20 protein-coding genes are annotated in these 25,468 nt (G+C 72.8%); 14 read left to right on the top strand and 6 right to left on the bottom strand.

The genetic code is table 11. The features are described from left to right. The first annotated feature begins 90 nt into the window (after positions 1-90). Entirely contained in the window at positions 91-1,173 is a 1,083-nt protein-coding gene (locus tag ACWEQO_RS17080) for a sugar phosphate nucleotidyltransferase (protein ID WP_452983822.1), read from the top strand. 87 nt (positions 1,174-1,260) lie between these two features. On the opposite strand, the gene ACWEQO_RS17075 is transcribed toward ACWEQO_RS17080, so the two are convergent. The 4 genes from ACWEQO_RS17075 to ACWEQO_RS17060 form a co-directional block, all read right to left on the bottom strand. Then, positions 1,261-2,262 carry a DNA-3-methyladenine glycosylase family protein gene (locus ACWEQO_RS17075; protein ID WP_361455159.1) on the bottom strand — a complete coding sequence of 334 codons (1,002 nt, stop codon included), beginning with the start codon at positions 2,260-2,262 and terminating at the stop codon, positions 1,261-1,263. Positions 2,263-2,400: 138 nt separating this feature from the next. Then, positions 2,401-3,762 (bottom strand): coenzyme F420-0:L-glutamate ligase, encoded by a 1,362-nt coding sequence (locus ACWEQO_RS17070; RefSeq protein WP_452984008.1) that lies wholly within the window; start codon positions 3,760-3,762, stop codon positions 2,401-2,403. A gap of 53 nt (positions 3,763-3,815) precedes the next feature. Then, the gene (gene cofD, locus ACWEQO_RS17065; protein ID WP_361455162.1) at positions 3,816-4,805 is read right to left on the bottom strand and encodes a 2-phospho-L-lactate transferase; all 990 of its coding nucleotides are present in this window, start codon (positions 4,803-4,805) and stop codon (positions 3,816-3,818) included. Positions 4,806-4,847: 42 nt separating this feature from the next. Further along, positions 4,848-5,357 carry a cysteine dioxygenase gene (locus tag ACWEQO_RS17060; RefSeq protein WP_361455165.1) on the bottom strand — a complete coding sequence of 170 codons (510 nt, stop codon included), beginning with the start codon at positions 5,355-5,357 and terminating at the stop codon, positions 4,848-4,850. Between the two features lie 726 nt (positions 5,358-6,083). Between ACWEQO_RS17060 and ACWEQO_RS17055 the strand changes: the two genes are divergently transcribed. The 3 genes from ACWEQO_RS17055 to ACWEQO_RS17045 all read left to right on the top strand — a co-directional run bounded on the left by ACWEQO_RS17055 (position 6,084) and on the right by ACWEQO_RS17045 (position 11,971). After that, positions 6,084-6,347, top strand: a complete 264-nt coding sequence (locus ACWEQO_RS17055) for a WhiB family transcriptional regulator (protein WP_055628451.1) — start codon at positions 6,084-6,086, stop codon at positions 6,345-6,347. A 279-nt stretch (positions 6,348-6,626) separates the two neighbouring features. Further along, positions 6,627-10,376: a glycosyltransferase gene (locus tag ACWEQO_RS17050; RefSeq protein WP_452983817.1), complete on the top strand. Its 3,750-nt coding sequence runs from the start codon at positions 6,627-6,629 to the stop codon at positions 10,374-10,376. Next, positions 10,373-11,971, top strand: coding sequence for a DUF5719 family protein (locus tag ACWEQO_RS17045; RefSeq protein ID WP_452983814.1), 1,599 nt, complete (start codon positions 10,373-10,375; stop codon positions 11,969-11,971). Before ACWEQO_RS17050 ends, ACWEQO_RS17045 begins: the two co-directional genes overlap by 4 nt. Before the next feature lie 46 nt (positions 11,972-12,017). On the opposite strand, the gene ACWEQO_RS17040 is transcribed toward ACWEQO_RS17045, so the two are convergent. Further along, the gene (locus ACWEQO_RS17040) at positions 12,018-12,467 is read right to left on the bottom strand and encodes a metallopeptidase family protein (protein WP_361455174.1); all 450 of its coding nucleotides are present in this window, start codon (positions 12,465-12,467) and stop codon (positions 12,018-12,020) included. 367 nt (positions 12,468-12,834) lie between these two features. On the opposite strand from ACWEQO_RS17040, the gene ACWEQO_RS17035 reads away from it, so the two are divergent. From ACWEQO_RS17035 to ACWEQO_RS16995, 9 genes are all read left to right on the top strand, one after another. Next, on the top strand, positions 12,835-13,203 hold the full coding sequence (locus ACWEQO_RS17035) for a DUF3499 domain-containing protein (protein WP_361455177.1): 369 nt from the start codon (positions 12,835-12,837) through the stop codon (positions 13,201-13,203). A 184-nt stretch (positions 13,204-13,387) separates the two neighbouring features. After that, positions 13,388-15,004 (top strand): L-lactate permease, encoded by a 1,617-nt coding sequence (locus tag ACWEQO_RS17030; protein ID WP_452983810.1) that lies wholly within the window; start codon positions 13,388-13,390, stop codon positions 15,002-15,004. A gap of 95 nt (positions 15,005-15,099) precedes the next feature. After that, complete coding sequence (locus ACWEQO_RS17025; RefSeq protein WP_452983807.1) at positions 15,100-16,464, top strand: phosphomannomutase/phosphoglucomutase; 1,365 nt, start codon at positions 15,100-15,102, stop codon at positions 16,462-16,464. Between the two features lie 145 nt (positions 16,465-16,609). Continuing rightward, the gene (locus ACWEQO_RS17020; protein ID WP_361455186.1) at positions 16,610-16,780 is read left to right on the top strand and encodes a Trm112 family protein; all 171 of its coding nucleotides are present in this window, start codon (positions 16,610-16,612) and stop codon (positions 16,778-16,780) included. Positions 16,781-16,859: 79 nt separating this feature from the next. Further along, a complete protein-coding gene (locus tag ACWEQO_RS17015; RefSeq protein ID WP_452983804.1) occupies positions 16,860-17,996 on the top strand; it encodes an SIS domain-containing protein in 1,137 nt (378 codons plus the stop codon). 77 nt (positions 17,997-18,073) lie between these two features. Next, entirely contained in the window at positions 18,074-19,225 is a 1,152-nt protein-coding gene (gene manA / locus ACWEQO_RS17010) for a mannose-6-phosphate isomerase, class I (RefSeq protein ID WP_361455192.1), read from the top strand. Between the two features lie 145 nt (positions 19,226-19,370). Beyond that, positions 19,371-20,345, top strand: a complete 975-nt coding sequence (locus ACWEQO_RS17005) for a cation diffusion facilitator family transporter (RefSeq protein WP_452983800.1) — start codon at positions 19,371-19,373, stop codon at positions 20,343-20,345. 283 nt (positions 20,346-20,628) lie between these two features. Beyond that, a complete protein-coding gene (gene ahcY, locus ACWEQO_RS17000) occupies positions 20,629-22,086 on the top strand; it encodes an adenosylhomocysteinase (RefSeq protein WP_361455198.1) in 1,458 nt (485 codons plus the stop codon). A 168-nt stretch (positions 22,087-22,254) separates the two neighbouring features. Next, positions 22,255-22,869: a hypothetical protein gene (locus tag ACWEQO_RS16995; RefSeq protein ID WP_361455201.1), complete on the top strand. Its 615-nt coding sequence runs from the start codon at positions 22,255-22,257 to the stop codon at positions 22,867-22,869. A gap of 30 nt (positions 22,870-22,899) precedes the next feature. On the opposite strand, the gene ACWEQO_RS16990 is transcribed toward ACWEQO_RS16995, so the two are convergent. Then, a complete protein-coding gene (locus ACWEQO_RS16990) occupies positions 22,900-23,847 on the bottom strand; it encodes an RDD family protein (protein ID WP_452983796.1) in 948 nt (315 codons plus the stop codon). Between the two features lie 188 nt (positions 23,848-24,035). On the opposite strand from ACWEQO_RS16990, the gene ACWEQO_RS16985 reads away from it, so the two are divergent. After that, positions 24,036-25,043 carry a stage II sporulation protein M gene (locus tag ACWEQO_RS16985; protein ID WP_361455207.1) on the top strand — a complete coding sequence of 336 codons (1,008 nt, stop codon included), beginning with the start codon at positions 24,036-24,038 and terminating at the stop codon, positions 25,041-25,043. Positions 25,044-25,468 lie beyond the last annotated feature (425 nt).

The following is a 25,468-nucleotide window of genomic DNA, read 5'->3' as shown; positions in this document are numbered from 1 at the left end:
CACACCGTCGAAAGCGCTGTGGAACGGTCTGCATAAACTGGCCGGCCGAAAGACAGTTCGGCCGGTCCCGGCAGGAAGCAGAGACGACAGGTGACAGAAGCGATCCTCCTGGTCGGCGGCAAGGGCACACGGTTGCGCCCGCTCACGGTGCACACCCCGAAGCCCATGGTCCGGGCCGCCGGGGTGCCTTTCCTCACGCACCAGTTGGCGAGAGCGAAAGCGGCGGGCGTCGAGCACATCGTCCTGGCCACGTCCTATCTGGCCGAGGTCTTCGAGCCGTACTTCGGCGACGGGTCGTCGCTGGGGCTCCACATCGAGTACGTGACGGAGGCGGAGCCGCTCGGCACGGGCGGCGCGATCCGCAACGTCGCCTCCCGGCTGCACTCCGGCCCGGACGAACCCGTACTGGTCTTCAACGGCGACATCCTCACGGGCCTGGACATCCGGGCGCTGGTGCGCACCCACGAGACGACGGGCGCGGACGTCTCGCTGCACCTGACGAAGGTGACCGACCCACGGGCGTACGGGCTGGTCCCCACGGACGACACGGGCAGGGTCCTGGCGTTCCTGGAGAAGCCGCAGACGCCCGAGGAGATCGTCACCGACCAGATCAACGCGGGGGCGTACGTGTTCCGCCGCTCGGTCATCGACACGATCCCGGCGGGACGGCCGGTGTCGGTGGAGCGGGAGACGTTCCCGGACCTGCTGTCGGCGGGGGCGCACCTCCAGGGTCTGGTCGACTCCACGTACTGGCTGGACCTCGGCACCCCGGCCGCCTTCGTCCGCGGCTCCGCGGACCTGGTGCTGGGCCGTGCCCCGTCCCCGGCGGTCCCGGGGCGCTGCGGCGACCGGCTGGTCCTGCCGACGGCGAGAGTGGCACCGGACGCCAAGCTGGCGGGCGGGACGGTGGTGGGCGAGGGCGCGTTCGTGGCGGAGGGTGCGCGCGTCTTCGGCAGCACGATCCTGCCGGGTGCGGTCATCGAACCCGGAGCGGTCGTCACCGACTCGCTGATCGGCACCCGCGCGCGGGTGGGGGAGCGGTCGGTCCTCACCGGGACGGTCATAGGGGACGGCGCGGTCATCGGCGCCCGCAACGAACTCCGGGACGGGGTGCGGGTGTGGTGCGACGCCCGGATCCCGGCGGGGGCGGTGCGGTTCTCCTCGGACGAGTAGCCGGTCGGTCGAGGGCTTGCACGACTGGGGACGCGGGCGGCTGAGGGTTCGGTCGGTCGAGGACGCGGACGGCTGAGGGCTCGGGCCTCACAGCCGTCCGATGTCCCAGCGCGGCCTCTTCGGAGCCCGCCGGGCCGGCGTTCTTCCGCTCAGCAGGATCAGCCGGGCCGCCCGGTGCCGCTGCCCGGCGTACGGCTCCAGCAGTTCGAGCATCGCCGCGTCGTCCGCGTCCCGGTCCCCGGCGAGGGCCCACCCCACGATGCCCGGCAGGTGCAGGTCCCCCACGGTCACCTCGTCCGCCGAGCCGTGACTGCGCTGCACCGTCTCCGTGGACGTCCACGGACCGATGCCCGGCACCAGCTCCAGCCGCGCCCGCGCCGCCGCCGGAGCCATCCCGGCCGCCTCCTCCAGCCGCGCGGCGACGCGCACCGCCCGCAGGATCGTGGACGCCCGCTTGGTGTCGACGCCGGCCCGGTGCCACTCCCAGGAGGGGATCAGCGCCCAGGTCCGGGGCGAGGGCATCACCGACATCCGTTCGGGCGCGGGCCCGGGTGCCGGCTCCCCGTACTTCCGTACCAGCAGCCGCCACGCCCGGTACGCCTCGTCCGTGGTGACCTTCTGCTCCAGGACCGACGGGATCAACGACTCCAGCACCAGCCCGGTCCGCAGCAGCCGCAGTCCCGGACGCCGGTGCCGGGTGAGCGCCAGCACCTTGTGCCGGGGGACGAACGCCGCCGGGTCGTCCCCGGCCCCGAGCAGGTCCGGCAGCCGCTCCAGGAGCCAGTCGGCGCCGGGGCCCCAGGCCTCGCCCCGCACCTCGCCGCCGTGCCGCGTCACCCGCAGCGTCCCCGGCCCGGCGGGCGTCAGGCTCGCCCGCCAGACGGAGCCGTCCGGCAGTGCGCGGAACGTCGGGTCCCCGGGCCCGCGCCGCAGCGGCGCCAGGACCAGACCGAGGTCCAGCGGCCCGTCCGGCACCCAGGTCCGCACCAGCGCCGGGGCCGGTGCCTGGCGCGGCACCCCCGTGGGCACGGCGGTCCGTCCGCCTCGCACGGTCGTGCGATCGGGCCGGGGAGCGAAACGTCCTGCCACAGAGAGGATTCCGGGGAGTGGGGAGATACAGAAAAGAAGGGAAAGAGGGAAAGAGGGGAAAGAGGGGAAAGAGGGGAGGGCGCGGAGAGCCCTGCCGGAGTGGGGCTCCTACGAGGGTAGGCGCCCCACGCGTCCGGCTCACCGCACCTCGATGAACGCGCCCGCCTCCCGCTCCGGTCGGGGCCGGGGCGCCTCGGCGGGATGGCCGACCGCCACCGCGCCCATCGGGTCCCAGTCCGCGGGCAGGTCCAGGACCTCGCGGACCACGTCCCGGCAGAACATCGTCGACGACACCCAGGCCGAGCCCAGCCGCTCCCCGGCCAGGGCGACCAGGAAGTTCTGCACCCCGGCGCCCGTCGCGACCACGAACATCTCCCGCTCGGCGGCGTCCCGCCGCGCGTCCCCGTAGGTGTGCGAACCGTCCATGACCAGGCAGGGCACGACCAGACAGGGCGCGTTGCGCAGGACGTCGCCGCGGCGGACGCGCTGGGCGATGGACTCCTCCGTCTTTCCGTCCCGGCGCAGGTCCGCGATCCAGGCCTCCCGCATGGCGTCCAGCAGACGGACACGGGACTCGGGGGACTCCAGCAGGACGAAACGCCACGGTGTGGTGTGGTGCGGCGCCGGAGCCGTCACGGCCGCGGCCACCGCGCGGCGCACCGACCCCGGGTCGACGGGCTCGTCGGTGAAGGCCCGTACCGTGCGGCGGCCGGTCACCGCCTGCCGCACCGCCTCCGACGTGCCGAGCCGGAACATGTCGTCGCGGGAGTCGCGGACCAGGGCCCGCGCGCCGTCGCCGTGGTCGTCGTCGGCCGTGACCAGGCCGGACAGCCCGCGGACGACGGCCACCGGCAGGCCGGCGGCCTTGCCCTTGACCAGGTCGCCCGCCGCGGCGAGCTCGTCGGCGGTGGCGACGACGGTGGCGCCGAGCGGATTGCCGTGCGCGTCCGTGCCGCCGCGCAGGTCGTCCAGTACGTGCACGCCCGCGGCGCCGATCGCGACGTCCGTCAGACCCGCGCGCCAGGGGCGCCCGAAGGTGTCGGTGACCAGCACGCCGACCGTGACCCCCAGGGCGTCGCGCACGCCCTCGCGGATCGCCCGCGCGGACCCGTCCGGGTCCTCGGGCAGCAACAGCACCGTGCCGGCCGGGGTGTTGGACGCGTCGACCCCGGCCGCGGCCATGACCAGGCCCTGCCGGTTCTCCACGATGCGCAGGGCTCCGCGCCGGGCCACCACCCGTACCGTCTCCGCGTCGATCGCGGCCTCCCGGTCGGACGCCTCCAGCATCCGGCCCTCCGCCTTGGAGACGATCTTGGAGGTGACGAGCAGCACGTCACCGTCGGCCAGTCCCGGCTCCGCGGCCGCGATCAGCTTGGCCAGGTCGTCCCCCCGCCGGACCTCGGGCAGGCCCGCGACGGCCCACACCCGGTACCCCGCGGACGCCGCGCCGCCCGCGTACGGGCCGTCGTGCCCGCGTGCGCCGTCCGGCTCGTGGCTCACGCCGTGGTTCACGCCGTTCACGCCGTTCGCTTCGTTCGTGCGGTTCACGTCGTTCAAGCCGGCCGCACCTCCTCCGCCAGCGCCAGCGCCTCCCGCGCCATCCGCGTGGTCGCGTCGACGTCGGTCATCATCAGCGGCACCGCCCGGCAGCGGATCCCGGCCTCCTCGACGCGCTCCACACAGCCCGCGTCGACCGTGTCGACCAGCCAGCCGTCCAGCAGGCCCGAGCCGTAGTGCTCGGCCACCGCCGGCGCAGTGGACTCGACGCCGACCGCCGCGAGCACCTTGTCGGCCATGCCGCGCACGGGCGCGTCCCCGACGATCGGCGACAGGCCGACCACCGGCACGCCCGCGTCGGCGATCGCTTCACGGATGCCGGGGACGGCGAGGATCGTGCCGATGGAGACGACCGGGTTGGACGGCGGGAAGAGGATCAGGTCCGCCCCGGCGATCGCCTCCAGCACGCCCGGCGCCGGCTTGGCCTGCTCCGCGCCGACCGGCACGACCGCCTCGGCCGGGACCGACGCCCGCAGCCGCACCCAGTACTCCTGGAAGTGGATCGCCTTGCGCTCGCCGGGTCCCGCGGCCTCCGCCGAGTCGTCGGCGGGCAGGGTGACGGCGACATGGGTCTCGACGCGGTCGTCGGTCATCGGGATCAGCCGGACGCCCGGCTGCCAGCGGTCGCAGAGCGCCTCGGTCACCGCGCTCAGCGGATATCCGGCGGCGAGCATCTGCGTCCGCACGATGTGGGTGGCGAAGTCCCGGTCCCCGAGCCCGAACCACCCCGGGCCGACGCCGTACGCCGCGAGCTCCTCCTTGAGGCGGAAGCTCTCGTCGGTCCGTCCCCAGCCCCGCTCCTCGTCGATGCCGCCACCGAGCGTGTACATCACCGTGTCGAGGTCCGGGCAGACCTTCAGCCCGAAGAGGTGGATGTCGTCCCCGGTGTTGCCGATGACCGTGATGTCCGCGTCCGGCGCGGCCCGCTTCAGACCGCGCAGGAAACGGGCACCGCCGATGCCGCCTGCCAGAACCACAATGCGCATGGGAAACAGTGTGTCAGTCGCCGGGCCGGCCGCGGCACCGTCTCAGACGGTCAGGGTGCCGGACACCGGTCGTGCCTCGCAGTGCGGGGCGAGGGGACGCACCGGCATCTCGGTCAGGCCCGGGTAGTACACGTGCAGGCTGACCGCCGACTCCAGTGTGTCGTTGACGACCTCGTGCACGTAGCCGGGCGGGAACACCCTCTCGGCACCCGCCGTCAACGCGCGGGTGCCGCGCTCGGCGCGCTCGGTGAGGGTGCCGTCCAGGACGGTCATGACTCCGGAGGAGGGGCCGTGGCCGTGCGGTCCGCTGCCCTGACCGGGAACCCAGGACAGCAGCCACACCTCGTAGCCCGGCCCCGTGCGCAGCCGGTGGTACCAGCGGCTGGTCGCGTCGTACCGCACCAGGTGCTCCCACGAGGAGCGGTCGGCGGCGAGGGAACGGGCCAGCCCGACGAACTCGGCGACGGTCGCCGGGTGCTCGCGCGGGGTCTGCAACAGGTGGGGGACTTCGAGGATGTCGCCGGCGATCTGGAGGTCGCTGTCACTGTTCATGGGGTGCGGGGTTCCTCGGCGGAGAAGCGGTCGGGAAACGGAGGAGAGCTGGGGAGAGCTGGGGAGAGCGGGGGAGAGCTGCTGAGGAGAGCCGGAGAAGGCTCAGGGCAGCCGGTGAAAGAAGTCCCGAGTCGAGGGTGACTCGAAGGGCCGGAGCGCGTTGGGCTCAACAACCGGAACAGTGACAGCTACAGCGAGCGCGGGCAGCACCGAGGGACCCGGCGGAGCGGGTCGAGGCGAGTGCCAAGTTCGCGAGCATGCCCACAAGGACAGCGGTTCACACCTCCAGTGTCAACTCGACGCCCGGATCGTGGGACACGGTTCACTCCATCCGGTTCACCTGCGGGGCGAAAGGTTTGTCCATGCGGTTCCGGGGACACAAGGTGCGCACGGCCGGGCACGCAAGTGCTGTTGCGGTCCTGTGATCCGAATGTGATCCGGCTCGCCGTGGCGCCGGGGCGACAACGGGGCCGGCCGACCGGGCTTCCTTCCGTGCGGAGGTTCCGCACGGGGCGGGAAGCTCTGCCGGGGTCGTCGGTGTGTCAAGGTTTAAGGCGATTTGAACACTTTCGACTCGGGCTTGGTTCCGCAGAGTGAATAAGGGCGCCAATAGCAGATCTCGGCTTGACTCGCCCGGAGCAGCACACTTGTAATTTCACTCGTGTCGTTTGGCCGGGACAGGTAACGGCAGCGTCACGGGACGCGAAAGACAGACGAGGGGCGCACATGACGGAGCTGGTGCAGCAACTGCTGGTCGATGACGCGGATGAGGAACTCGGCTGGCAGGAGCGCGCGCTGTGCGCCCAGACCGACCCCGAGTCGTTCTTTCCCGAGAAGGGCGGTTCCACCCGGGAGGCCAAGAAGGTCTGTCTCGCCTGTGAGGTCCGCTCCGAGTGCCTCGAGTACGCCCTCGCCAACGACGAGCGCTTCGGCATCTGGGGCGGCCTGTCCGAACGGGAGCGGCGCAGGCTGAAGAAGGCAGTGATCTGAGGGTGCCGCCGGCGAACGGAGCGTCAGCTCCGGTGCGCCGCGTCCGGAGCGTCACCTTCGTGTGCGTGCCCTGTCGGCGAATATGTCAGATGTTCTGTATGCGGGCATGGTGTGGATGCTGTGCATATGTCGAGTGCGGCCCGTCGCGGGTGGGTTGTCCACAGGCGGCGGGCCGCTCTGCCGCCCAGCCGATAGTGTGGGCGCTCGTCCGAGACGTCACGCCGCCCCCACCGGGCACGGGCGTCCCCCACAGTCCACCGAACCGGGGCCCGTACCTCGATGTCCGTGCACAGTCACCCGGCAGCCCGTCAAGACGTAGCTGCCGCTCCAGAGTTCCCGCGTCATGTGGTGACCGCGGTCCTCGTCTCCCACGACGGAGCCCGCTGGCTGCCCGACGCGCTCGCCGGGCTACTCGGCCAGGAACGTCCCGTCCAGTTCGCCATGGGCGCCGACACCGGCAGCGGTGACGACTCCGCCCGACTGGTCGCCGAAGCCCTCGGCGACGACCACGTCCTGCACCTCGCCCGGCGCACCGGCTTCGGTCAGGCCGTCGAGGAGTGCGACCAGGCCGCGCCGCAGCTCACCCCGGACGACCTGCCCTATCTGAAGCGGCCGAGCGGCTGGGACCCGGTCACCCGCAGCTGGCACGACGACGCCTACGACCTGCCCGACCTCCCGCACGGCGAGCCGGTGCAGTGGCTGTGGCTGCTGCACGACGACTGTGCCCCCGAACCCGACGCGCTGGCCCGGCTGCTGAGCGTCGTGGACAACGAGTACGAGCTCGGCCGTGACGACGTCGCCGTCGTCGGCCCCAAGCTGCGCGGCTGGTACGACCGCCGGCAGCTGCTGGAGGTCGGCGTCTCCATCGCCAACTCCGGCCGCCGCTGGACCGGCCTGGACCGCCGGGAACAGGACCAGGGCCAGCACGACCAGGTCCGGTCCGTGCTGTCGGTGTCCACCGCCGGCATGCTGGTCCGCCGCGACGTCTTCGAAGAACTCGGCGGCTTCGACCGGCACCTGCCCCTGATGCGTGACGACGTCGACCTGTGCTGGCGCGCGCACACGGCGGGGTACCGGGTGCTCATAGCCCCCGACGCGGTCGTGCGGCACGCCGAGGCGGCCTCCCGCGAGCGCCGCGCCGTCGACTGCGTGGGCCGCACCGCGGCCTCCCCGCACAAGGTGGACAAGGCGGGCGCCGTCTACACCCTGCTCGTCAACACCCGGACCGCGGCCCTGCCCTGGGTGCTGCTGCGGGTCGTCCTCGGCACCCTGCTGCGGACCCTCGCCTACCTCGTCGGCAAGGTCCCCGGACAGGCCGTCGACGAGATCCGCGGTCTCGTGGGCACCCTGCTGCGGCCCGAGCGCATCCTCGCCGGACGGCGCCGCCGCGGCAGCCCGCAGGTCGACAAGGGCGAACTGCGGCCGCTGTTCCCGCCCCCCGGCGCGACCGTCCGCGTGACCGTCGAGCAGGCCGCGAGCAGCCTCGTCGGCCGCTCCGACCCCGAAGCCGCCTCCGGCGCCGGACGGCACGGCGGCGCCGTCGAGTCCGGTCCCGGCGGGGACGACGTCGACTTCCTCCAGGTCGAGCGGTTCGCCCGGCTCAAGCGGATCGCCCGCAAGCCCGGCCCGGTGCTCGTCCTGGCCCTGCTGTTCCTCTCCCTCGCGGCCTGCCGCGAACTCCTCGGCGGCGGCGCGCTCGCGGGCGGCGCCCTGCTCCCCGTACCCGCCGACTCCGCCGACCTCTGGGCGCGGTACACCGACACCTGGCACGCGGTGGGCGCCGGCACCACCGGGTCCGCACCGCCCTACCTCGCCGTCGTGGCGGCCCTGGGCACCTTGTTCTTCGGCTCCCCCGGGATCGCCGTGACGGTCCTGCTCGTCGGCTCGGTGCCGCTGGCCGGCTTCAGCGCGTACTTCGCCTCCCGCCCGCTCGTCGAGTCCCGGCTGCTGCGCGCGTGGGCCGCCGTCGCCTACGCCTTCCTGCCCGCCGTCGCCGGCGCCCTGGCGGGCGGCCGGATCGGCACCACCGTCCTCGCCGTGCTGCTGCCGCTGATCGCCCGCGCGGGCATCGCCGCGAGCGGACTCACCAACCCCCCGGACGTCCGCGGCAGTTGGCGCGCGACCTGGGCGTACGCGCTGCTGCTCACCGTCACCACCGCGTTCACCCCGATCGTGTGGCCCATCGCCCTGGTCCTCGGCATCGGCGTCCTCGCCCTGCGCAGGTCCGACCTCCCGGCGTACGGGCTCCGCTTCCTCGCCCAGTTCGGCACACCGCTGCTGGTGCTGGCCCCCTGGTCGCTGTCGCTGCTCCCGTTCGGGTTCTTCCAGGAGGCGGGCCTGGAGTACGGCCCCTCCGCCGCCTCCGCCCTCGACCTGCTCGGCACGAGCCCCGGCGGGCCCGGCGCGACCGGCGGGGCGGTGCTCCTCGGCATCGTGCTCGCGGCCCTCGCCGCCCTGCTCCGCTCCGAGCGGACCCTCGCCGTCCGCGCCGCCTGGGCGGCCGCCCTGGTGGGACTCGTCTTCGCGGTCCTGTCCAACGGCTCCACCTGGGCGGGACCCGCGACCCTCGTCTACGGCATCGCCCTGCTGGCCGCCGCCACCCTCGGCGCCGACGGGGCCCGCGCCCGGGTCGCCGAGCAGAGCTTCGGCTGGCGTCAGCCGGTCGCCGTCCTGATCGCCCTCGCCTGCGCGGTCGGCCCGCTGCTGGCCGCCGCCGGCTGGGTGATCCGCGGCGCCGACGGACCGCTGCAGCGCCGCGACCCCGTGCAGGTGCCCGCGTTCGTCGCCGAGGAGAGCGGCACCCGCGACCAGGCCCGCACCCTCGTCCTCGACAGCGACTCCGCCGCCCGCGTCGACTACGTGCTGGTCCGCGGCTCCGGCGCCCGGATGGGCGACGCCGAGATCGCCGCCTCGGACAGCGGGAACAGCGGGCTCGACAAGGTCGTCGCCAACCTCGTCGCCGGCTCGGGCGCCGACCAGGCCGACCAGCTCGACGGATTCGCGGTGCGCTACGTCCTCGTCCACCCGGGCACGCCCCGCGACGTGACCCGCGTCCTGGACGCCACTCCCGGCCTGACCCGGCTCAGCCAGCAGGCGGGCGGCGCGCTGTGGCGCGTCGACCGGGACGTGGCCCGCGCGAGCATCGTCCCCGGCAAGGGGAGCGAGGGCGAGTCGCAGCCCGTGGCCGCGGGGCCCGTCGAGATCCACACGAAGATCCCGAACGGCTCCGAGGGACGCATCCTGCGCCTGGCCGACTCCGCGGCCGAGGGCTGGACCGCCACCCTCGACGGCAAGCCGCTGACCCCCACCACGGTCGACGGCTGGGCCCAGGGCTTCCAGCTGCCCGCCACCGGCGGACGACTGGACGTCACCCACGACGACCCGATCACCCACACCGCGTGGCTGTGGGCCCAGGGTCTGCTCGCCGTCGTCCTCGTCGTCCTCGCCCTGCCCGGCCGGCGCCGCGACATCGACGACGACCTGCCCGAGGAGTCGGCCGTCGCCGCCGAGGCGCTCGCCGGTGACGGCCGCCGGGCCCGCCGTCTGCGCGCCCAGGCCGAGGCGGAGGCCGCCGCCGGGGAGGCGGGCACGCCCGGGGAAGCGGATACGCACGGAGCGGCGGGTGAGGACACGGGCGCGGAGGACGACGGATTCGACGCCCCGTCGGAGCCGGCTCCCGCGGCCGTCCCGCACCAGCGGTCCTACGACGAGTGGGACGCGTCGAGCCATCCGGCACCCGAGTACGACAACGCCCACCCCGCCGACCAGTACCAGCAGCAACAGCAGCAGTACGTGACGGACGACTACGGCCGGACGTACCCCGCGGACCAGTACCAGGGCGGTCAGTACGACCCGTACGCCTACGACGGCACGCCCCAGCAGCAGCCGCCGTACGACCCCGCGACGTACGGACAGGGCTACGAGGGGTACGACCAGACCTACGCGCAGGGCTACGACACGTCGTACGACCCCGAGCAGCAGCACCGCCCCCAGCCGGGCAGTGAGCGTTCCGACGGGAGCCAGCAGTGAACCGCACCACCCTGTCCCTGATCGCGGGAGCCACCGCGCTCGCCGCCGTCACCGGCTTCGCGGTGCTGTCCGCACCGGACCCCACGGCCGCGGACGACGGCGTCGAGGCCGCTGCGGCGCAGCTGCCCGTGGAGCGCACCAGCCTGCTGTGTCCGACGCCCAGCACCTCCGACCTCGCCGAGACGACGTACACGTCCTTCACGCCCGTCACCAAGGGCGCGGAGGGCGAGGGCACGGCCGAACTCCGGTCGGCCGCCAAGGGCCGGTCCGCGGCGGCCGACGCGAAGGACGGCGAGGGCGACGGCGAGAAGGACGGCGACGGCGAAGAGCCCGCCGAGGACGGCGAGGAAGCCGCCGCCGGCGAGAAGGCCGCCGACGGTGAGAAGGGCGAGAAGGCCGAGAAGCCGGTTCTCGAGCCCAAGGAGCCCGGCAAGCCGGTCGTCGCGGACGTCTCCGGAGGCGAGGCGCCGGCGCTCGTCGGCACCGCGGAGGGCCGGCTCGCCCCGGGGTGGACCGTACAGCAGACGACCGAGGTCGCCGCGGGCACCGGCCGGGGCCTGCAGGGCGTCAACTGCGCCGCCCCCGACACGGAGTTCTGGTTCCCCGGCGCGAGCACCGCGACCGAGCGCACCGACTACGTCCACCTCACCAACCCGGACGACTCCGCGGCCGTCGTGGACATCGAGATCCACGGCAAGGACGGCGCCCTCGAGACGGAGGCGGGAGAGGGCATCACGGTCCAGCCGCACTCCGCCGAGCCGGTGCTGCTGTCCACGCTCACCGACGAGGAGCAGACGGATGTGACCGTGCACGTCGTCGTCCGCAGCGGGCGGGTCGGCGCGGCCGTGCAGGCCCTGGACGACACGCTCGGCGGTGACTGGCTGACCGCGTCGGCCGACCCCGCGGGCAGCCTGGTCCTGCCCGGCATCCCCGAGGACGCCACCGCCGTGCGGCTGGTCGCCTTCACCCCCGGTGGGGTGGACGCCGACCTGAAGGTGCAGCTCGCCTCGCCCTCCGGTCTGATCACACCGGCCGGCAACGAGACGGTGCACGTGAAGGGCGGCATGACGACCGCCGTCGACCTCGGTGACGTCACGCGCGGCGAGGCGGGCTCCCTGGTCCTCACGCCGACGGGCCGCTCGGTGCCGGTGGTGGCGGCGGTCCGGGTACTGCGCGGCAAGGGCGACGACCAGGAGTCGGCCTTCGTCCCGGCGGCCCGCCCGGTCGGCCTGCGCGCCACGGCCGTCGGCAACACGGCCGAGGGCAGCACCCTCGCCGTGACCGCGCCCGAGGGCGCCGCCAAGATCAAGGTCACCGCGTCCGCGGGCAGCGAGGGCGGCACCCCGGCGTCCGAGACGTACACGATCAAGGCCGGCACCACTCAGCACATCGAGGCCCCGGTCCCGGACGGCGTCAAGGGCACGTACGCCCTGACGATCGAACCCGAGTCGGACGGCACTCCCGTGTACGCGTCCCGGACCCTCTCCGCCGATGACGACGGCCTCCCGGCCTTCACCGTCCAGGTCCTCCCCGACGACCGGGGCCTGGTGGCGGTGCCGAAGGCGGAGGAGGACCTGTCGGTCCTGCAGAGGTAGGGGCCCCTCGGCGGAGCGGGTGCGGGGCGGGTGCCGCGGTCGCCGCTCAGTCCTCCCCGTAGCGGGGATCGACGGTCTCCGGCGTCAGCCCCAGGAGCTCGGCGACCTGCTCCACGACGACCTCGTGGACCAGTGCCGCCCGCTCGTCGCGTCCCTTGGTGCGGATCTCCACCGGCCGGCGATAGACCACGACCCGCGCGGGGTGCCCCTCCCGGCCCGGCACGGTGCCGCCCAGCGGCACCGCCTCGTCGCTCCACGCGAGTCCGGGCCCGTCCAGCCGGGGCACCTCCAGAACGAGGAAATCGATGTCGGTCAGCTGCGGCCAGCGTCGCTCCAGCCGCTCCACGGAGTCCTGCACGAGATCGGCGAAGGTCTCCGCGCGGCTGGCGGCGAGCGGCACCTGGGGCGGTGCGATCGGCCCGCGCATGCCCCGGCCGTGACGGTCACGGCGGCGGGGCCCGCGGTCGGCGGCACGGGGAGTCACAGGGGTGTCCATCAGGGTGAAGGGTAGTCTCCGCCGGTCCGGAGCGCCCGGCCCCCGCACGGCCCCGGGAACGCGCCACCCGCATGGCGTCGGGGTGCGGCGCCGTCCGCCCGGAACGGCATGTCGTCACATGACCATTCCGGCCAAGGTTCGGCTCGATCCGATATCTTTCGCGAGCCGGTGATCTCAAGGTATTTGACGGTGTTTGTACCAGCTGATGACCGGAACAGGGGGCGCGGGCGCCTCGAACACGGGCGTCGGAGCAGGTCAACGACGTGTGTCCGCGGGGGCGGGTGAGGTGTTTCAGGCCACGACACGAGGGAGCGCCGGGGCGGGGAGTCTTCGCGACCCGCTCAAGAGTGCGGTACCGTCCAACACCGTGAGCCCTGTACGTCGCTGTTCGCGCACCGCTTGCGGCCGTCCCGCCGTCGCGACGCTGACGTACGTCTACGCCGACTCGACCGCGGTCCTCGGCCCGCTCGCCACCTACGCCGAACCCCACTGCTACGACCTGTGCGCCGAGCACTCCGAGCGCCTCACCGCGCCGCGCGGCTGGGAGGTCGTCCGCCTGCTCGACGGTTCGGCCCCCGCGCAGCCCAGCGGGGACGATCTGGAAGCGCTCGCGGACGCGGTCCGCGAGGCCGCCCGCCCCCAGGAGCGGGCGGTCGGCGGTGCGGGGCGTGGCGCGGACCCGATGGAGGTCGCACGCCGCGGCCATCTGCGCGTGCTCCGCTCTCCCGACAACTGACCGCGGCCCCGTTCCGCCGCGCTCTTGCCGGCTCTCCCCGGCCTCCCCCTCTTTTCCCGGCCGTCCCACCTGTCCCGTCGGTAAGGTGCCGCACGACCATTGACGCGCACTTGTCGGGGACACGACCATTCCGGGCACGTAGCGAGAAACCTCTTTCGCATTGCGGAATTCGGGAGGCGCGTCCGTGTACGTCCAGGAACTGGAACCAGTCGCCGGCTCACTCGGTCTCTCCGCCCTCGTGGCGGCATTACCCCTCGTGATCGTCCTCGTCCTGCTCGGCGGCTTCCGCATGAAGGCACACCTGGCGGGCCTGATCGGGCTGCTGGGCGCCGTACTGGTGGCCTGCCTGGCGTACGGCATGCCCTGGGGCCAGGCGGCGTCCAGTGCCGTCCAGGGAGCCGTCTTCGGTCTCTTCCCCATCATGTGGATCGTCGTCAACGCGCTGTGGGTCTACCGGATGACGGTCCGCACCCGGCACTTCGACATCCTGCGCCGCTCCTTCGGCCGGCTCTCCGACGACCCGCGGATCCAGGCCCTGGTGGTCGCCTTCTGCTTCGGGGCCCTGCTGGAGGCGCTCGCCGGTTTCGGCGCCCCCGTCGCGATCTCCGCCGTGATGCTCGTGGCGCTCGGCTTCGATCCGGTGCGCGCCGCGATCGTCGCGCTGGTCGCCAACACCGCGCCGGTGGCGTTCGGGGCCATGGGGACCCCGGTGGTCACGCTCGCCCAGGTCACCGGACTGCCGCTGGACTCGGTGGCGTCCGTGGTCGGACGCCAGACCCCGCTGCTGGCCCTCGTGGTGCCGCTGGTGCTGGTCTGGCTGGTGGACGGGCGGCGCGGACTGCGGGACACCTGGGTGCCCGCGGTGGTGTGCGGAGTCGCCTTCGCCGTCGCCCAGTTCGTCGCGTCCAACTACGTCTCCGCGCAACTCGCCGACATCGCCGCGGCCATGGCGGGCGCGGGCGCCCTGGTCGCCGTACCGCACGCGCGCGTGCCGGCCTCCGAGGCCGTACGCACCTCCGTACTGACCGGCGTACGCAGCGAGGAACTGGACGAGGAGGACCCGCGCGGCGAGGTCCTGCGGGCGTACGCCCCGTACGGGCTGATCGTGGCGGTCTTCTCCGTCGCGCAGATCCCCGTGATCAAGGACTGGCTGGCCGGGGCGACCCGGAAGACCGACTGGCCCTTCCTCGACGTCGCCGCGCCCGGCGGGGAGCCGGTCGGCGCCAACGTGTTCACCTGGCCGATCGTCTCGACCGGCGGCACCCTCGTCCTGTTCGCCGGGGTGGCCACCGCGGTCGTGCTCGGTGTGCACGCGCGCGTGGCGGTCAGGGAATGGGCGGCGACCGTGTACGAACTGCGCTTCGCCATCCTCACGGTGACCTCCGTGCTGGCGCTCGCCTACGTCATGAACCTCTCCGGCCAGGCGGCGACGATCGGCCACTTCGTGGCCGCCGCCGGTGCCGGACTGGCCTTCCTGTCACCCGTGCTGGGCTGGTTCGGCGTCGCCGTCACCGGGTCGGACACCTCGGCCAACGCCCTCTTCGGCGCTCTCCAGGTGACCGCCGCCCGGGAGTCCGGACTCTCGCCCGACCTGCTGGCGGCCGCGAACAGTTCGGGCGGTGTCCTCGGCAAGATGATCTCGCCGCAGAACCTCACCATCGCCTGCGCCGCCGTCGGACTGGCGGGCAGGGAGGGAGACCTGCTGCGCAAGGTGCTGCCCTGGAGCCTCGGCCTGCTGCTCGTGATGTGCCTGGTCGTGGTGGGCCAGAGCACCGCGGTGCTGGGATGGATGCTGCCCTGACCGGGACCTGCCGGACCACGACGAACCGCCCGCAGCGGGGTGTCGACCGCTGCGGGTAGTTTGTGGTGACCACAGGACTTTCGGAAGGGTTGGCCGTGGCTGCTGATCTGTCACAGATCGTGAAGGCGTACGACGTACGTGGGATCGTCCCCGACCAGTGGGACGAGTCCCTGGCCGAACTCTTCGGCGCGGCCTTCGCCCGGGTGACCGGTGCGAGCGCCCTCGTCACCGGCCACGACATGCGGCCCTCCTCACCCGGCCTGTCGGGCGCCTTCGCCCGCGGCGCCGCGGCCCACGGAGTCGACGTGACCGAGATCGGCCTCTGCTCCACGGACCAGCTCTACTACGCCTCGGGCGCGCTGGACCTGCCCGGCGCGATGTTCACCGCCTCGCACAACCCGGCCCGGTACAACGGCATCAAACTGTGCCGCGCGGGCGCCGCCCCGGTCGGCCAGGACACCGGACTGGCGGAGATCCGCGAACTCGTCGAGAAATGGAGCGAGACCGGCGCCCCCGAGCCGGTCGGCCCGGTGGGAACGATCACCCGGCGGGACACGCTGGGCGACTACGCGGCCCATCTGCGCTCCCTCGTCGACCTGACCGCCGGCCGCCCCCTGAAGGTCGTCGTCGACGCGGGCAACGGCATGGGCGGGCACACCGTTCCCACGGTGCTGGCGGACCTGCCGCTCACCGTCGTCCCGATGTACTTCGAACTCGACGGCACCTTCCCCAACCACGAGGCCAACCCGCTCGACCCGGCCAACCTCGTCGATCTGCGGCAGCGGGTCCGCGAGGAGGGCGCCGACCTCGGCCTCGCCTTCGACGGCGACGCCGACCGCTGCTTCGTCGTCGACGAGCGGGGCGAACCGGTCCCCCCGTCCGCGATCACCGCCCTGGTCGCCGCCCGCGAACTGGCCCGCAACGGCGGCAAGGGCACGATCATCCACAACCTGATCACCTCCTGGTCGGTGCCGGAGGTCGTCGAGGAGAACGGCGGCACACCGGTACGCACGCGCGTGGGCCACTCCTTCATCAAGGCCGAGATGGCCACGCACGGCGCGATCTTCGGCGGGGAGCACTCGGCGCACTACTACTTCCGCGACTTCTGGAACGCCGACACGGGCATGCTGGCCGCCCTGCACGTCCTGGCCGCCCTCGGCGGCCAGGAGGGCACCCTGTCCGACCTGGTCGCCCAGTACGACCGCTACGCCGGCTCGGGCGAGATCAACTCCACGGTCGACGACCAGTCGGCCCGCCTCGCCGCGATCAGGGCCGCGTACGAGGGCCGCGAGGGCATCACCCTGGACGAACTGGACGGCCTCACCGTCACCGCCGCCGACTGGTGGTTCAACGTCCGCCCCTCCAACACGGAGCCCCTCCTGCGCCTGAACGCCGAAGCCCGCGACGAGGCCACCATGACCAGGATCCGCGACGAGGCCCTGGAGATCATCCGAGGCTGAAGCCCCGCGCGGGCGGGCACACGGCGCTCCCGGGGCGTCCGGGCGGACCGGGCACCGGCCCGACGCCGCTGCCCGCCCGCGCCGGCTCCACCGGCGGTACCCTGACCAGGCACATCCGCATACGCCCGCCCCGAAGGGAACCCCCATGCCGCTGGAAACCGGCCTCCTGGAGATCCTCGCCTGCCCGGCCTGCCACTCCCCCCTCAAGGAGCAGGACAGTGAGCTGATCTGCACCGGCCAGGAGTGCGGCCTGGCGTACCCGGTCCGCGACGGCATCCCCGTCCTCCTCGTCGACGAGGCCCGCCGCCCCGGGTAACCGACGACCCGGCGACCCTGCGCATCAGCGACCCGCCGCCCCCGCGTACCGACGCCCCGCCGTTCGAAGGCTGCCGCCCATGATCGACGAATCGCTGCTCGACTCACCGGAGGGCCTCGCCGAGGCCGACCACCGCGGGCTGCTCCGCGGCGCCGCCGAAGCAGGCGCCCGCGTCCGCACCGCCGCCCGGTACGCCGCCGAGGCCGGTGTCCACGATCTCAAGCCCGACGGCCGCCCCCGCGCCGTCCTGATCGCGGGCCCCGGCGCCGCCGCCACCCAGACCGCCGACCTTCTCGCCACCCTCGCCGGCGCCGGCAGCCCCGTCACCCGGCTCGCGCCCACCGGCGTGGCCCCCGCCGCGGGCGCGCTGCGCTGGGAGCTGCCCGGCTGGGCCGGCTCCGTGGACCTGCTCCTGATCGCCACCCCGGACGGCACCGAACCGGGCCTGTCCCTGCTCTCCGAACAGGCCTACCGGCGCGGCTGCACCGTCGTCGCCGTGGCCCCCGCCCGCACCCCGCTCGCCGACGCGGTCAACGGCTCCCACGGGCTGTTCGTCCCCCTGGCGACCGCGTCCTACGAGCAGGACGAGCAGGAGGAGCCGCTCGCCTCCTCCGCCCCCGGGGCCCTGTGGGCGCTGCTCACCCCGCTGCTCGCGCTGCTGGACCGCACCGGCCTGCTCACCGCCCCGCCGGACGCCCTGGAGAAGGTCGCCGACCGGCTCGACCGCGTCGCCGAACGCTGCGGCCCGGCCATCGCCATCTACAACAACCCCGCCAAGACCCTGGCCGCCGAACTCGCCGACTCACTCCCCGTCGTATGGACCGAGGGCACCTCGGCCGGCCCGGCGGGCCGCCGCTTCGCCGCCGCGCTCGCGGAACTGTCCGGCACCCCCGCCGTCGTCGCCGACCTCCCCGAGGCGCTCGGCGTGCACAGCGCCCTGCTGGCCGGCCCGCTCGCCGCCCGCGCCAACCCGGACGACTTCTTCCGCGACCGGGTGGAGGAGCCGCCCGCCCTGCACGCCCGCGTGGTGCTGCTCCGCGACCGCCCGATCGGCGGCCTCACCGCCGCCCCGGCCGCCCGCGAACTGGCCCTCAGCCACGACACGCCGATCAGCGAACTGGAACCGAGGGAGGGCGGCGAACTGGAGACCCTCGCCGAACTGATCGCCGTCACGGATTTCGCCGCCGTTTACCTGGGGCTCACCTCGGGAGCCTGATCATGCCCGGGGCGGCCCGACCCGAGACGGCCCGCCCCCCCGTACGAGAACCTGCCGAAGGACCCAGAGAGAACCCGATGGATCGCCTCGACAACACCATCCGCCCCTACGCCTGGGGCTCCACCACCGCCATCGCCGAACTGCTCGGCGTCGAACCGACCGGTGAGCCGCAGGCGGAGATGTGGCTGGGCGCCCACCCCGGCGCGCCCTCGCGCACCGACCGGGGCACCCTCGCCGAGGTCATCGACGCCGACCCGGAGCGGGAACTCGGCGCGGCCTCGGTCGCGAAGTTCGGCCCGCACCTGCCCTTCCTCCTCAAACTCCTCGCCGCCGGTGGGCCCCTCTCCCTCCAGGTCCACCCCGACCTGGACCAGGCGAAGGAGGGCTACGCGGACGAGGAGCGGCGCGGTGTCCCCGCCACCGCCCCGCACCGCAACTACAAGGACGCCAACCACAAGCCCGAACTGGTCTGCGCCCTCACCGACTTCGACGGCCTGTGCGGCTTCCGCGACCCGCGGCAGGCCGCCGAACTGCTCGACGCCCTCGGCGTGGACTCCCTCAAGCCGTACGTCGACCTGCTGCGGGCCCGCCCCGAGGACGCGGCCCTGCGCGAGGTCCTTACCGCGATCCTCACCGCCGACCGCGACGAGATGACCCGGACCGTCACGGAAGCGGCCGCCGCCTGCGAACGCCTCGGCGGCGACCACGCCCCGTACGCCGAGATCGCCCACCACTACCCGGGCGACCCCGGCGTCATCGCCGCCATGCTCCTCAACCACGTCCGGCTCCAGCCCGGCGAGGCCCTCTACCTCGGCGCCGGCGTCCCGCACGCCTACCTGAACGGCCTCGGCGTCGAGATCATGGCCAACTCCGACAACGTCCTGCGCTGCGGGCTGACCCCCAAGCACGTCGACGTCCCCGAACTCCTGCGCATCGTCCGCTTCGAGCCACGCGACCCCGGCGTGCTGCGCCCGGAGGCCGCACCGGACGGCGAGGAACTCTACGAGACCCCCACCGACGAGTTCCGGCTCTCCCGCTACGTCCTCCCGGCGGCCGGCACCACCCACGACCTCACGCTGGACACCCCGCAGATCCTGCTCTGCACGGCCGGTTCGGTACGGGCCGGTGAGCACGAGCTGTCCCCGGGAGCCTCGGTGTTCGTACCGGCGGGCGAGAAGGCCGAAGTCTCCGGCACCGGAACCCTCTTCAGGGCAACTGTCGTCGTCTGACCGCCCGATGACCAGGTTCTGACCCACCGTCGTCCCATCGAGCTGCAACAATGTCCCCCCGTCAAAGGGCAGTCGGAGCCCCGGGCGGCGTACGCGTACGTCCGCCCGGGCCCGTGAGCGGCATACGAAGGGACAACGCGGACACATGAGCGCGTCAGGCGGCACCAAGGCGATCGTCGCGGCACTCGCCGCCAACGCCGCGATCGCGGTAGCGAAGTTCGTGGCGTTCCTCTTCAGCGGCTCCTCGTCGATGCTCGCCGAGTCGGTGCACTCCGTGGCCGACTCCGGCAACCAGGCCCTGCTGCTGCTCGGCGGCAAGCGGGCGCAGCGGCAGGCCACCCCGCAACACCCCTTCGGCTACGGCCGCGAGCGCTACATCTACGCCTTCCTCGTCTCCATCGTGCTGTTCTCGCTCGGCGGCATGTTCGCCCTCTACGAGGGCTACGAGAAGATCAAGAACCCGCACGAGCTCACGCACTGGTACTGGCCGGTCGGCGTCCTCGTCTTCGCGATCATCGCCGAGGCCTTCTCCTTCCGCACCGCCATCAAGGAGTCCAACGCGGTGCGCGGCAAGCGCTCCTGGAAGGAGTTCGTCCGCCACGCCAAGGCCCCCGAGCTGCCCGTCGTCCTCCTGGAGGACCTCGGTGCCCTCGTAGGCCTCGTCCTCGCCCTCGGCGGCGTCGGACTCGCCCTGCTGACCGGCGACAGCGTCTGGGACGGCATCGGTACCCTCTGCATCGGCGTCCTGCTCGTCCTGATCGCCCTGGTCCTCGCCGTGGAGACGAAGTCGCTGCTGCTCGGCGAGGCCGCGGGCGCCGAGGAGACCCGGAAGATCGAGGCCGCCCTCGTCGACGGCGACACCGTCACCCGCGTCATCCACATGCGCACCCTCCACATCGGCCCCGAGGAACTCCTGGTCGCCGCGAAGATCGCCGTACGGCACGACGACACGGCCGCGGAGGTCGCCGCCGCCATCGACGCCGCCGAGGCCCGTATCCGCGAAGCCGTCCCGATCGCCCGCGTGATCTACCTGGAGCCCGACATCTACAGCGAGGCCGAATCCGCCAAGGGCGCCGACGCCGAGGCCACCCCCGGCGGCCCGGCCCGGACGGAACACTGACCCGGGCCCCGGCCCGGCCGTCCGTGCACGACGGTCGGCCCGATGTGTTCGGTGACTCACTGGGGACGACCGGGCCGGTCGGTGTAGCTTGGGACGAAGCCAGACGTCGCTGCTGATGGCGGTCGGGCGGTCCCTGCGGGACCGGCCGAGGGAGAGAGGGCCTCCGACGGACTGCGCTGCGCCGCACGCGGGCATGCCCGTGTCCTTCTCGGGCACCCTTGTGTCCGCCGCCGCGCAGACCAGCCGTACCCACCTCGACCCACACCCCGAGGAGCAGCTCTCCATGACGACTGTCGACAACCGACAGGACTTCAAGGTCGCCGACCTCTCCCTGGCCGCCTTCGGCCGCAAGGAGATCACCCTCGCCGAGCACGAGATGCCCGGCCTGATGGCGATCCGCAAGGAGTACGCCGAGGCGCAGCCCCTGGCCGGCGCCCGTGTCACCGGTTCCCTTCACATGACGGTGCAGACCGCCGTCCTCATCGAGACCCTGACCGCCCTCGGCGCCCAGGTCCGCTGGGCGTCCTGCAACATCTTCTCCACCCAGGACCACGCCGCGGCCGCCATCGCCGTCGGCCCGAACGGCACGCCCGAGAACCCGCAGGGCGTCCCGGTCTTCGCCTGGAAGGGCGAGACGCTGGAGGAGTACTGGTGGTGCACGGAGCAGGCGCTGTCCTGGCCGGACACCCCCACCGGCGGCCCGAACATGATCCTGGACGACGGCGGTGACGCCACCCTCCTGGTCCACAAGGGCGTCGAGTACGAGAAGGACGGCAAGGTCCCCTCGCCCGACACCGCCGAGTCCGACGAGCACCGCGTCATCCTCGAACTCCTCACCCGCACGGTGGCCGAGTCGCCGCAGAAGTGGACCCAGCTGGCGTCCGAGATCCGCGGCGTGACCGAGGAGACCACCACCGGCGTCCACCGCCTGTACGAGATGCACCGCGACGGCACCCTGCTGTTCCCGGCGATCAACGTGAACGACGCCGTCACCAAGTCGAAGTTCGACAACAAGTACGGCTGCCGCCACTCCCTGATCGACGGCATCAACCGCGCCACCGACGTCCTGATCGGCGGCAAGACCGCCGTCGTCTGCGGCTACGGCGACGTCGGCAAGGGCTGCGCGGAGTCCCTCCGGGGCCAGGGCGCCCGTGTGATCGTCACCGAGATCGACCCGATCTGCGCCCTGCAGGCGGCGATGGACGGTTACCAGGTCACCACGCTGGACGAGGTCGTCGACAAGGCCGACATCTTCGTCACCACGACCGGCAACAAGGACATCATCATGGCCGCCGACATGGCCAAGATGAAGCACCAGGCCATCGTCGGCAACATCGGCCACTTCGACAACGAGATCGACATGGCCGGCCTCGCCCAGATCCCCGGCATCGTCAAGGACGAGGTCAAGCCGCAGGTCCACACCTGGACCTTCCCGGACGGCAAGGTGCTCATCGTCCTCTCCGAGGGCCGCCTGCTGAACCTGGGCAACGCCACCGGCCACCCCTCGTTCGTGATGTCCAACTCCTTCGCGGACCAGACCCTGGCCCAGATCGAGCTGTTCACCAAGCCCAACGAGTACCCGACCGGCGTCTACGTGCTGCCCAAGCACCTGGACGAGAAGGTCGCCCGCCTGCACCTCGACGCGCTCGGCGTGAAGCTGACCACGCTCCGCCCCGAGCAGGCCGAGTACATCGGCGTGACGGTCGAGGGCCCGTACAAGTCGGACCACTACCGCTACTGAGCCGACGCACCCGCCGGCGCACCCGCCGTGGGGAGCGCACCGGTCCACCGGCGCGCTCCCCGGCAGCGGACCCACCCGGGACAGGCCCCCGCACCCCCGTGTCGGGGGCCTGCCCCATGGGTCGGCCGACGACCGGCCCGGCCCGGCCCGTCAAGATCCAGGACCCTCATGCCCCGCGGCCGTTATTCGCTCCACGATCCGCACGATCGCACCCCCCTCGCCGAAGAGCACTTCCAGTGCGCCCCCGGCCCCTCCGGCTGGCGCTACGTCTCCCAGCTCACCGCCCCCTCCGGCGATCACCTGGGCTCGGTCGACCTCGCCCTCGACGAACTCGGCCGCCCCATCCGACTCGAACTGCACGCCGCGAGCTGGCAGGTCCGCGGTGCCGCTCTCGACGGCGTCACCTGGGTCCGTACCGACCCGACCGGAACCCACGCCACTGAAGGCAATGTGCGCGCCCACGCCTTCACCGGCTCGTCCCCGGCGTTCCTCGTCGCCACCGCCCGTCTGCTGCGCCTCACCCCCTCCGCGTCGGCCACCCGCGTACGCCTCGTCGCCCTCACCGATCCGGTGCTCGCCCCGCGCACCGTGGACCAGTCCTGGGCCTTGGTGGGAAGAGAAGCACACGCCACTGACAACGGCCCCCTGACCGTGGACGAATACCAGGTCACAGCCCTGGACACCGGTGAGCAGCACACCGTGCACCTTGCCGGGGACGTGGTCCTCGCGGCCCCCGGCATCGAGCTCGAGGACCTCGAATCGCCGCCCTCGGCCTTCGACTGACCGAAGACGCGGGCGACCGCCCGCCGCGGCCTACGCCGGCGGCACGAACCCGGTCGAGGAGCCCTCGGACGACGGAGCGGCGGGTGAGGAGGACGTGGCGGAGGGCGTGGCGGGTGGCGCGGTGGGAGCGGACGGGTACGGGGACGGCGGAGCCGCCGCATGGTGCGCGGGCGGTCCGTACGCACCCGCCGCACCGACGGCACCGACCGGCCCGCCCCCCGCGGCAGCGGCCTGTCCGAAGGCACGCCGTGCCTCCCGGACCTGCCGCTCCTGCACCACCGCCGCCAGATACGCCGCGGCCGGCACGCCCTGCGGCACCGGCGCCCCGGTCCGGTCCGCCAGGTCCGCCGCCAACCGCTCCGCCATCGTCCGGCTCACCTGCGGGTCCAGATGCCGCATCCGCGTCAGGTACTGGCGGACGGCGAGCCACAGACCGTCGGGCACCGCGGAGAGATCGAGCCCGGAGAAACGACCGGCCAGCCAGGGCGGAGGCGGCGGTACGAACCCCACCGGCCCGACCGGCAGCCTCTCCCGCACGACCAGGGTCCCCGCGAAGACGTCCCCGAGCCGCCGCCCCCGCGACGACGCCAGCGAGGCGATGCACGCGATGACGCCCATCGTCATGAGGATCTCGATCACACCGATCAAGCCCCGTACCAGCGCATGCCGGAAACGGATCGGACCCCCGTCGTCCCGCACGACCCGCAGCCCGCACGCCATCTTCCCGAGTGACCGCCCGTGGCTGAGCGTCTCGACCGCGATCGGCCCGCCCACCAGCAACAACACGAACATCGCGATGAAGATCGCGGTCTGCGCGGCCTCGTCCAGGGAGGCCGTGGCGGCCACCAGCGCGATCGTCGCCACGACGTACACGGTCAAGGCCGCGGTCAGGTCGAGCAGCACGGCCAGCGCCCTGCTGGGCACCTTCGCGGGGCGCAGCTCCAGCGCCACCGCCTCGCCCGTCACCAGCTCACTCATGTCCGCACGTCCTTCCCTGGCCTGCCTCGAGCACCGCCAGTCTGCCAAGCTGATGACACATCGCACCGCGGTACGACCAGCTGATCATGTCGTACGACTCATGCCGTACGCCCCATGAGGCCGCCCCGCACGACCGACGACGAGCCTTCGGCCCAGAGCCGACGAACAGCCGAGGAGTAGGCACACCGATGGACCTCGACGTCTTCGTCTCCGCCCACCGCGCGGAGTGGGACCGCCTCGACACCCTGCTCCGGCGCCAGCGCCGCCTGACCGGCGCCGAGGTCGACGAACTCGTCGTGCTCTACCAGCGCACGGCCACCCACCTGTCGCTGATCCAGTCCGCGGCTCCCGACCCGCAGCTCACCGGCAGGCTCAGCCAGCTGGTGGCACGCGCGCGCGGTGCCGTGACAGGAGCCCGCCGCGCGTCCTGGCGGGACGTCACCCACTTCCTCTCCCACAGCTTCCCGGCCGCCGTCTACCGAACGCGCCACTGGTGGGTGCCCACCGCGCTGCTCTCCACCGCCGTCGCGGCCCTCTTCGGCTGGTGGATAGGCACCCACCCCGAGGTCCAGGCGTCCATCGCCGCCCCCAGCGAACTGCGCGAGCTCACCCGCCCCGGCGGCCAGTACGAGACGTACTACTCCAGCAATCCCGCGGCTTCCTTCGCCGCCCAGGTCTGGACGAACAACGCGTGGGCCGCCGCCCTCTGCCTGATCCTGGGCGTCTTCCTGGGCCTGCCGGTGATCTGGATCCTCTTCCAGAACATGCTCAACCTGGGTATCGGCTTCGGACTGATGGCCTCCGCCGGCCGGCTCGACACCTTCCTCGGCCTCGTGCTGCCCCACGGCCTCCTGGAACTGACCGCGGTCTTCGTCGCCGCCGGCACCGGTCTGCGCCTCGGCTGGACCCTCGTCGATCCCGGTCCGCGGCCCCGACGCAGGGCCCTCGCGGAGGAGGGCAGAGCAGCACTGGCCATGGCGATAGGCCTTGCGCTGGTCCTCTTCGTCTCCGGCGCGATCGAAGGCTTCGTCACCCCCTCGGGCCTTCCCACCTGGGCCCGCATCAGCATCGGCGTCGTCGCGGAGCTGCTCTTCCTCGTCTACGTCTACGTCGTGGGCAAACGTGCGGCGCGTGCCGGGGAGACCGGCGACCTGGAGGCCGCCGAGCGCAGCGCGGCCGTGCCCACGGCCGCCTGATGTGCGAACCGGCCGACCGAGCTGCTAATCTCCTCTTCGCCCCACAGGAGCCGTTGACACGGACCGTGTGGGGAGGTAGATTCGAACAGTTGCCTGGAGCAGGGTCCCTGGATCCGCAGAGGTAACCGTGAGCATCTGACTGCTTCTCGATACTTCAAACTCTCGATGAAGCCCCCCCGATGAATCGGAAAGCTGCAGCCGGTCAATCCGGCGCGAAACTTCTGATAAAGTCGGGTCCGCCGGAAAGGGAAACGCACCAAACGTTCCCCCGGAAAGCGAAAACCCCGAGGAAATCGGATCGGAAAGATCTGATAGAGTCGGAAACGCAAGACCGAAGGGAAGCGCCCGGAGGAAAACCCGCCAGGGTGAGTACGAAGGAAGCGTCCGTTCCTTGAGAACTCAACAGCGTGCCAAAAGTCAACGCC

Source organism: Streptomyces sp. NPDC004051 (assembly GCF_053604275.1).
The sequence above is the reverse complement of the archived record's forward strand: the minus strand, read 5'-3'. Positions and strand labels throughout refer to the sequence as shown.

Bases quoted from the DNA above. Each gene is read 5' to 3' on its own strand.
- cofD (WP_361455162.1), bottom strand. From the start codon at position 4,805: ATGCGCATTGTGGTTCTGGCAGGCGGCATCGGCGGTGCCCGTTTCCTG.
- ACWEQO_RS17060 (WP_361455165.1), bottom strand. From the start codon at position 5,357: ATGAACAGTGACAGCGACCTCCAGATCGCCGGCGACATCCTCGAAGTC.
- ACWEQO_RS17055 (WP_055628451.1), top strand. From the start codon at position 6,084: ATGACGGAGCTGGTGCAGCAACTGCTGGTCGATGACGCGGATGAGGAA.
- ACWEQO_RS17050 (WP_452983817.1), top strand. From the start codon at position 6,627: ATGTCCGTGCACAGTCACCCGGCAGCCCGTCAAGACGTAGCTGCCGCT.
- ACWEQO_RS17040 (WP_361455174.1), bottom strand. From the start codon at position 12,467: ATGGACACCCCTGTGACTCCCCGTGCCGCCGACCGCGGGCCCCGCCGC.
- ACWEQO_RS17020 (WP_361455186.1), top strand. From the start codon at position 16,610: ATGCCGCTGGAAACCGGCCTCCTGGAGATCCTCGCCTGCCCGGCCTGC.
- ACWEQO_RS17015 (WP_452983804.1), top strand. From the start codon at position 16,860: ATGATCGACGAATCGCTGCTCGACTCACCGGAGGGCCTCGCCGAGGCC.
- manA (WP_361455192.1), top strand. From the start codon at position 18,074: ATGGATCGCCTCGACAACACCATCCGCCCCTACGCCTGGGGCTCCACC.
- ACWEQO_RS17005 (WP_452983800.1), top strand. From the start codon at position 19,371: ATGAGCGCGTCAGGCGGCACCAAGGCGATCGTCGCGGCACTCGCCGCC.
- ahcY (WP_361455198.1), top strand. From the start codon at position 20,629: ATGACGACTGTCGACAACCGACAGGACTTCAAGGTCGCCGACCTCTCC.
- ACWEQO_RS16995 (WP_361455201.1), top strand. From the start codon at position 22,255: ATGCCCCGCGGCCGTTATTCGCTCCACGATCCGCACGATCGCACCCCC.
- ACWEQO_RS16990 (WP_452983796.1), bottom strand. From the start codon at position 23,847: ATGAGTGAGCTGGTGACGGGCGAGGCGGTGGCGCTGGAGCTGCGCCCC.
- ACWEQO_RS16985 (WP_361455207.1), top strand. From the start codon at position 24,036: ATGGACCTCGACGTCTTCGTCTCCGCCCACCGCGCGGAGTGGGACCGC.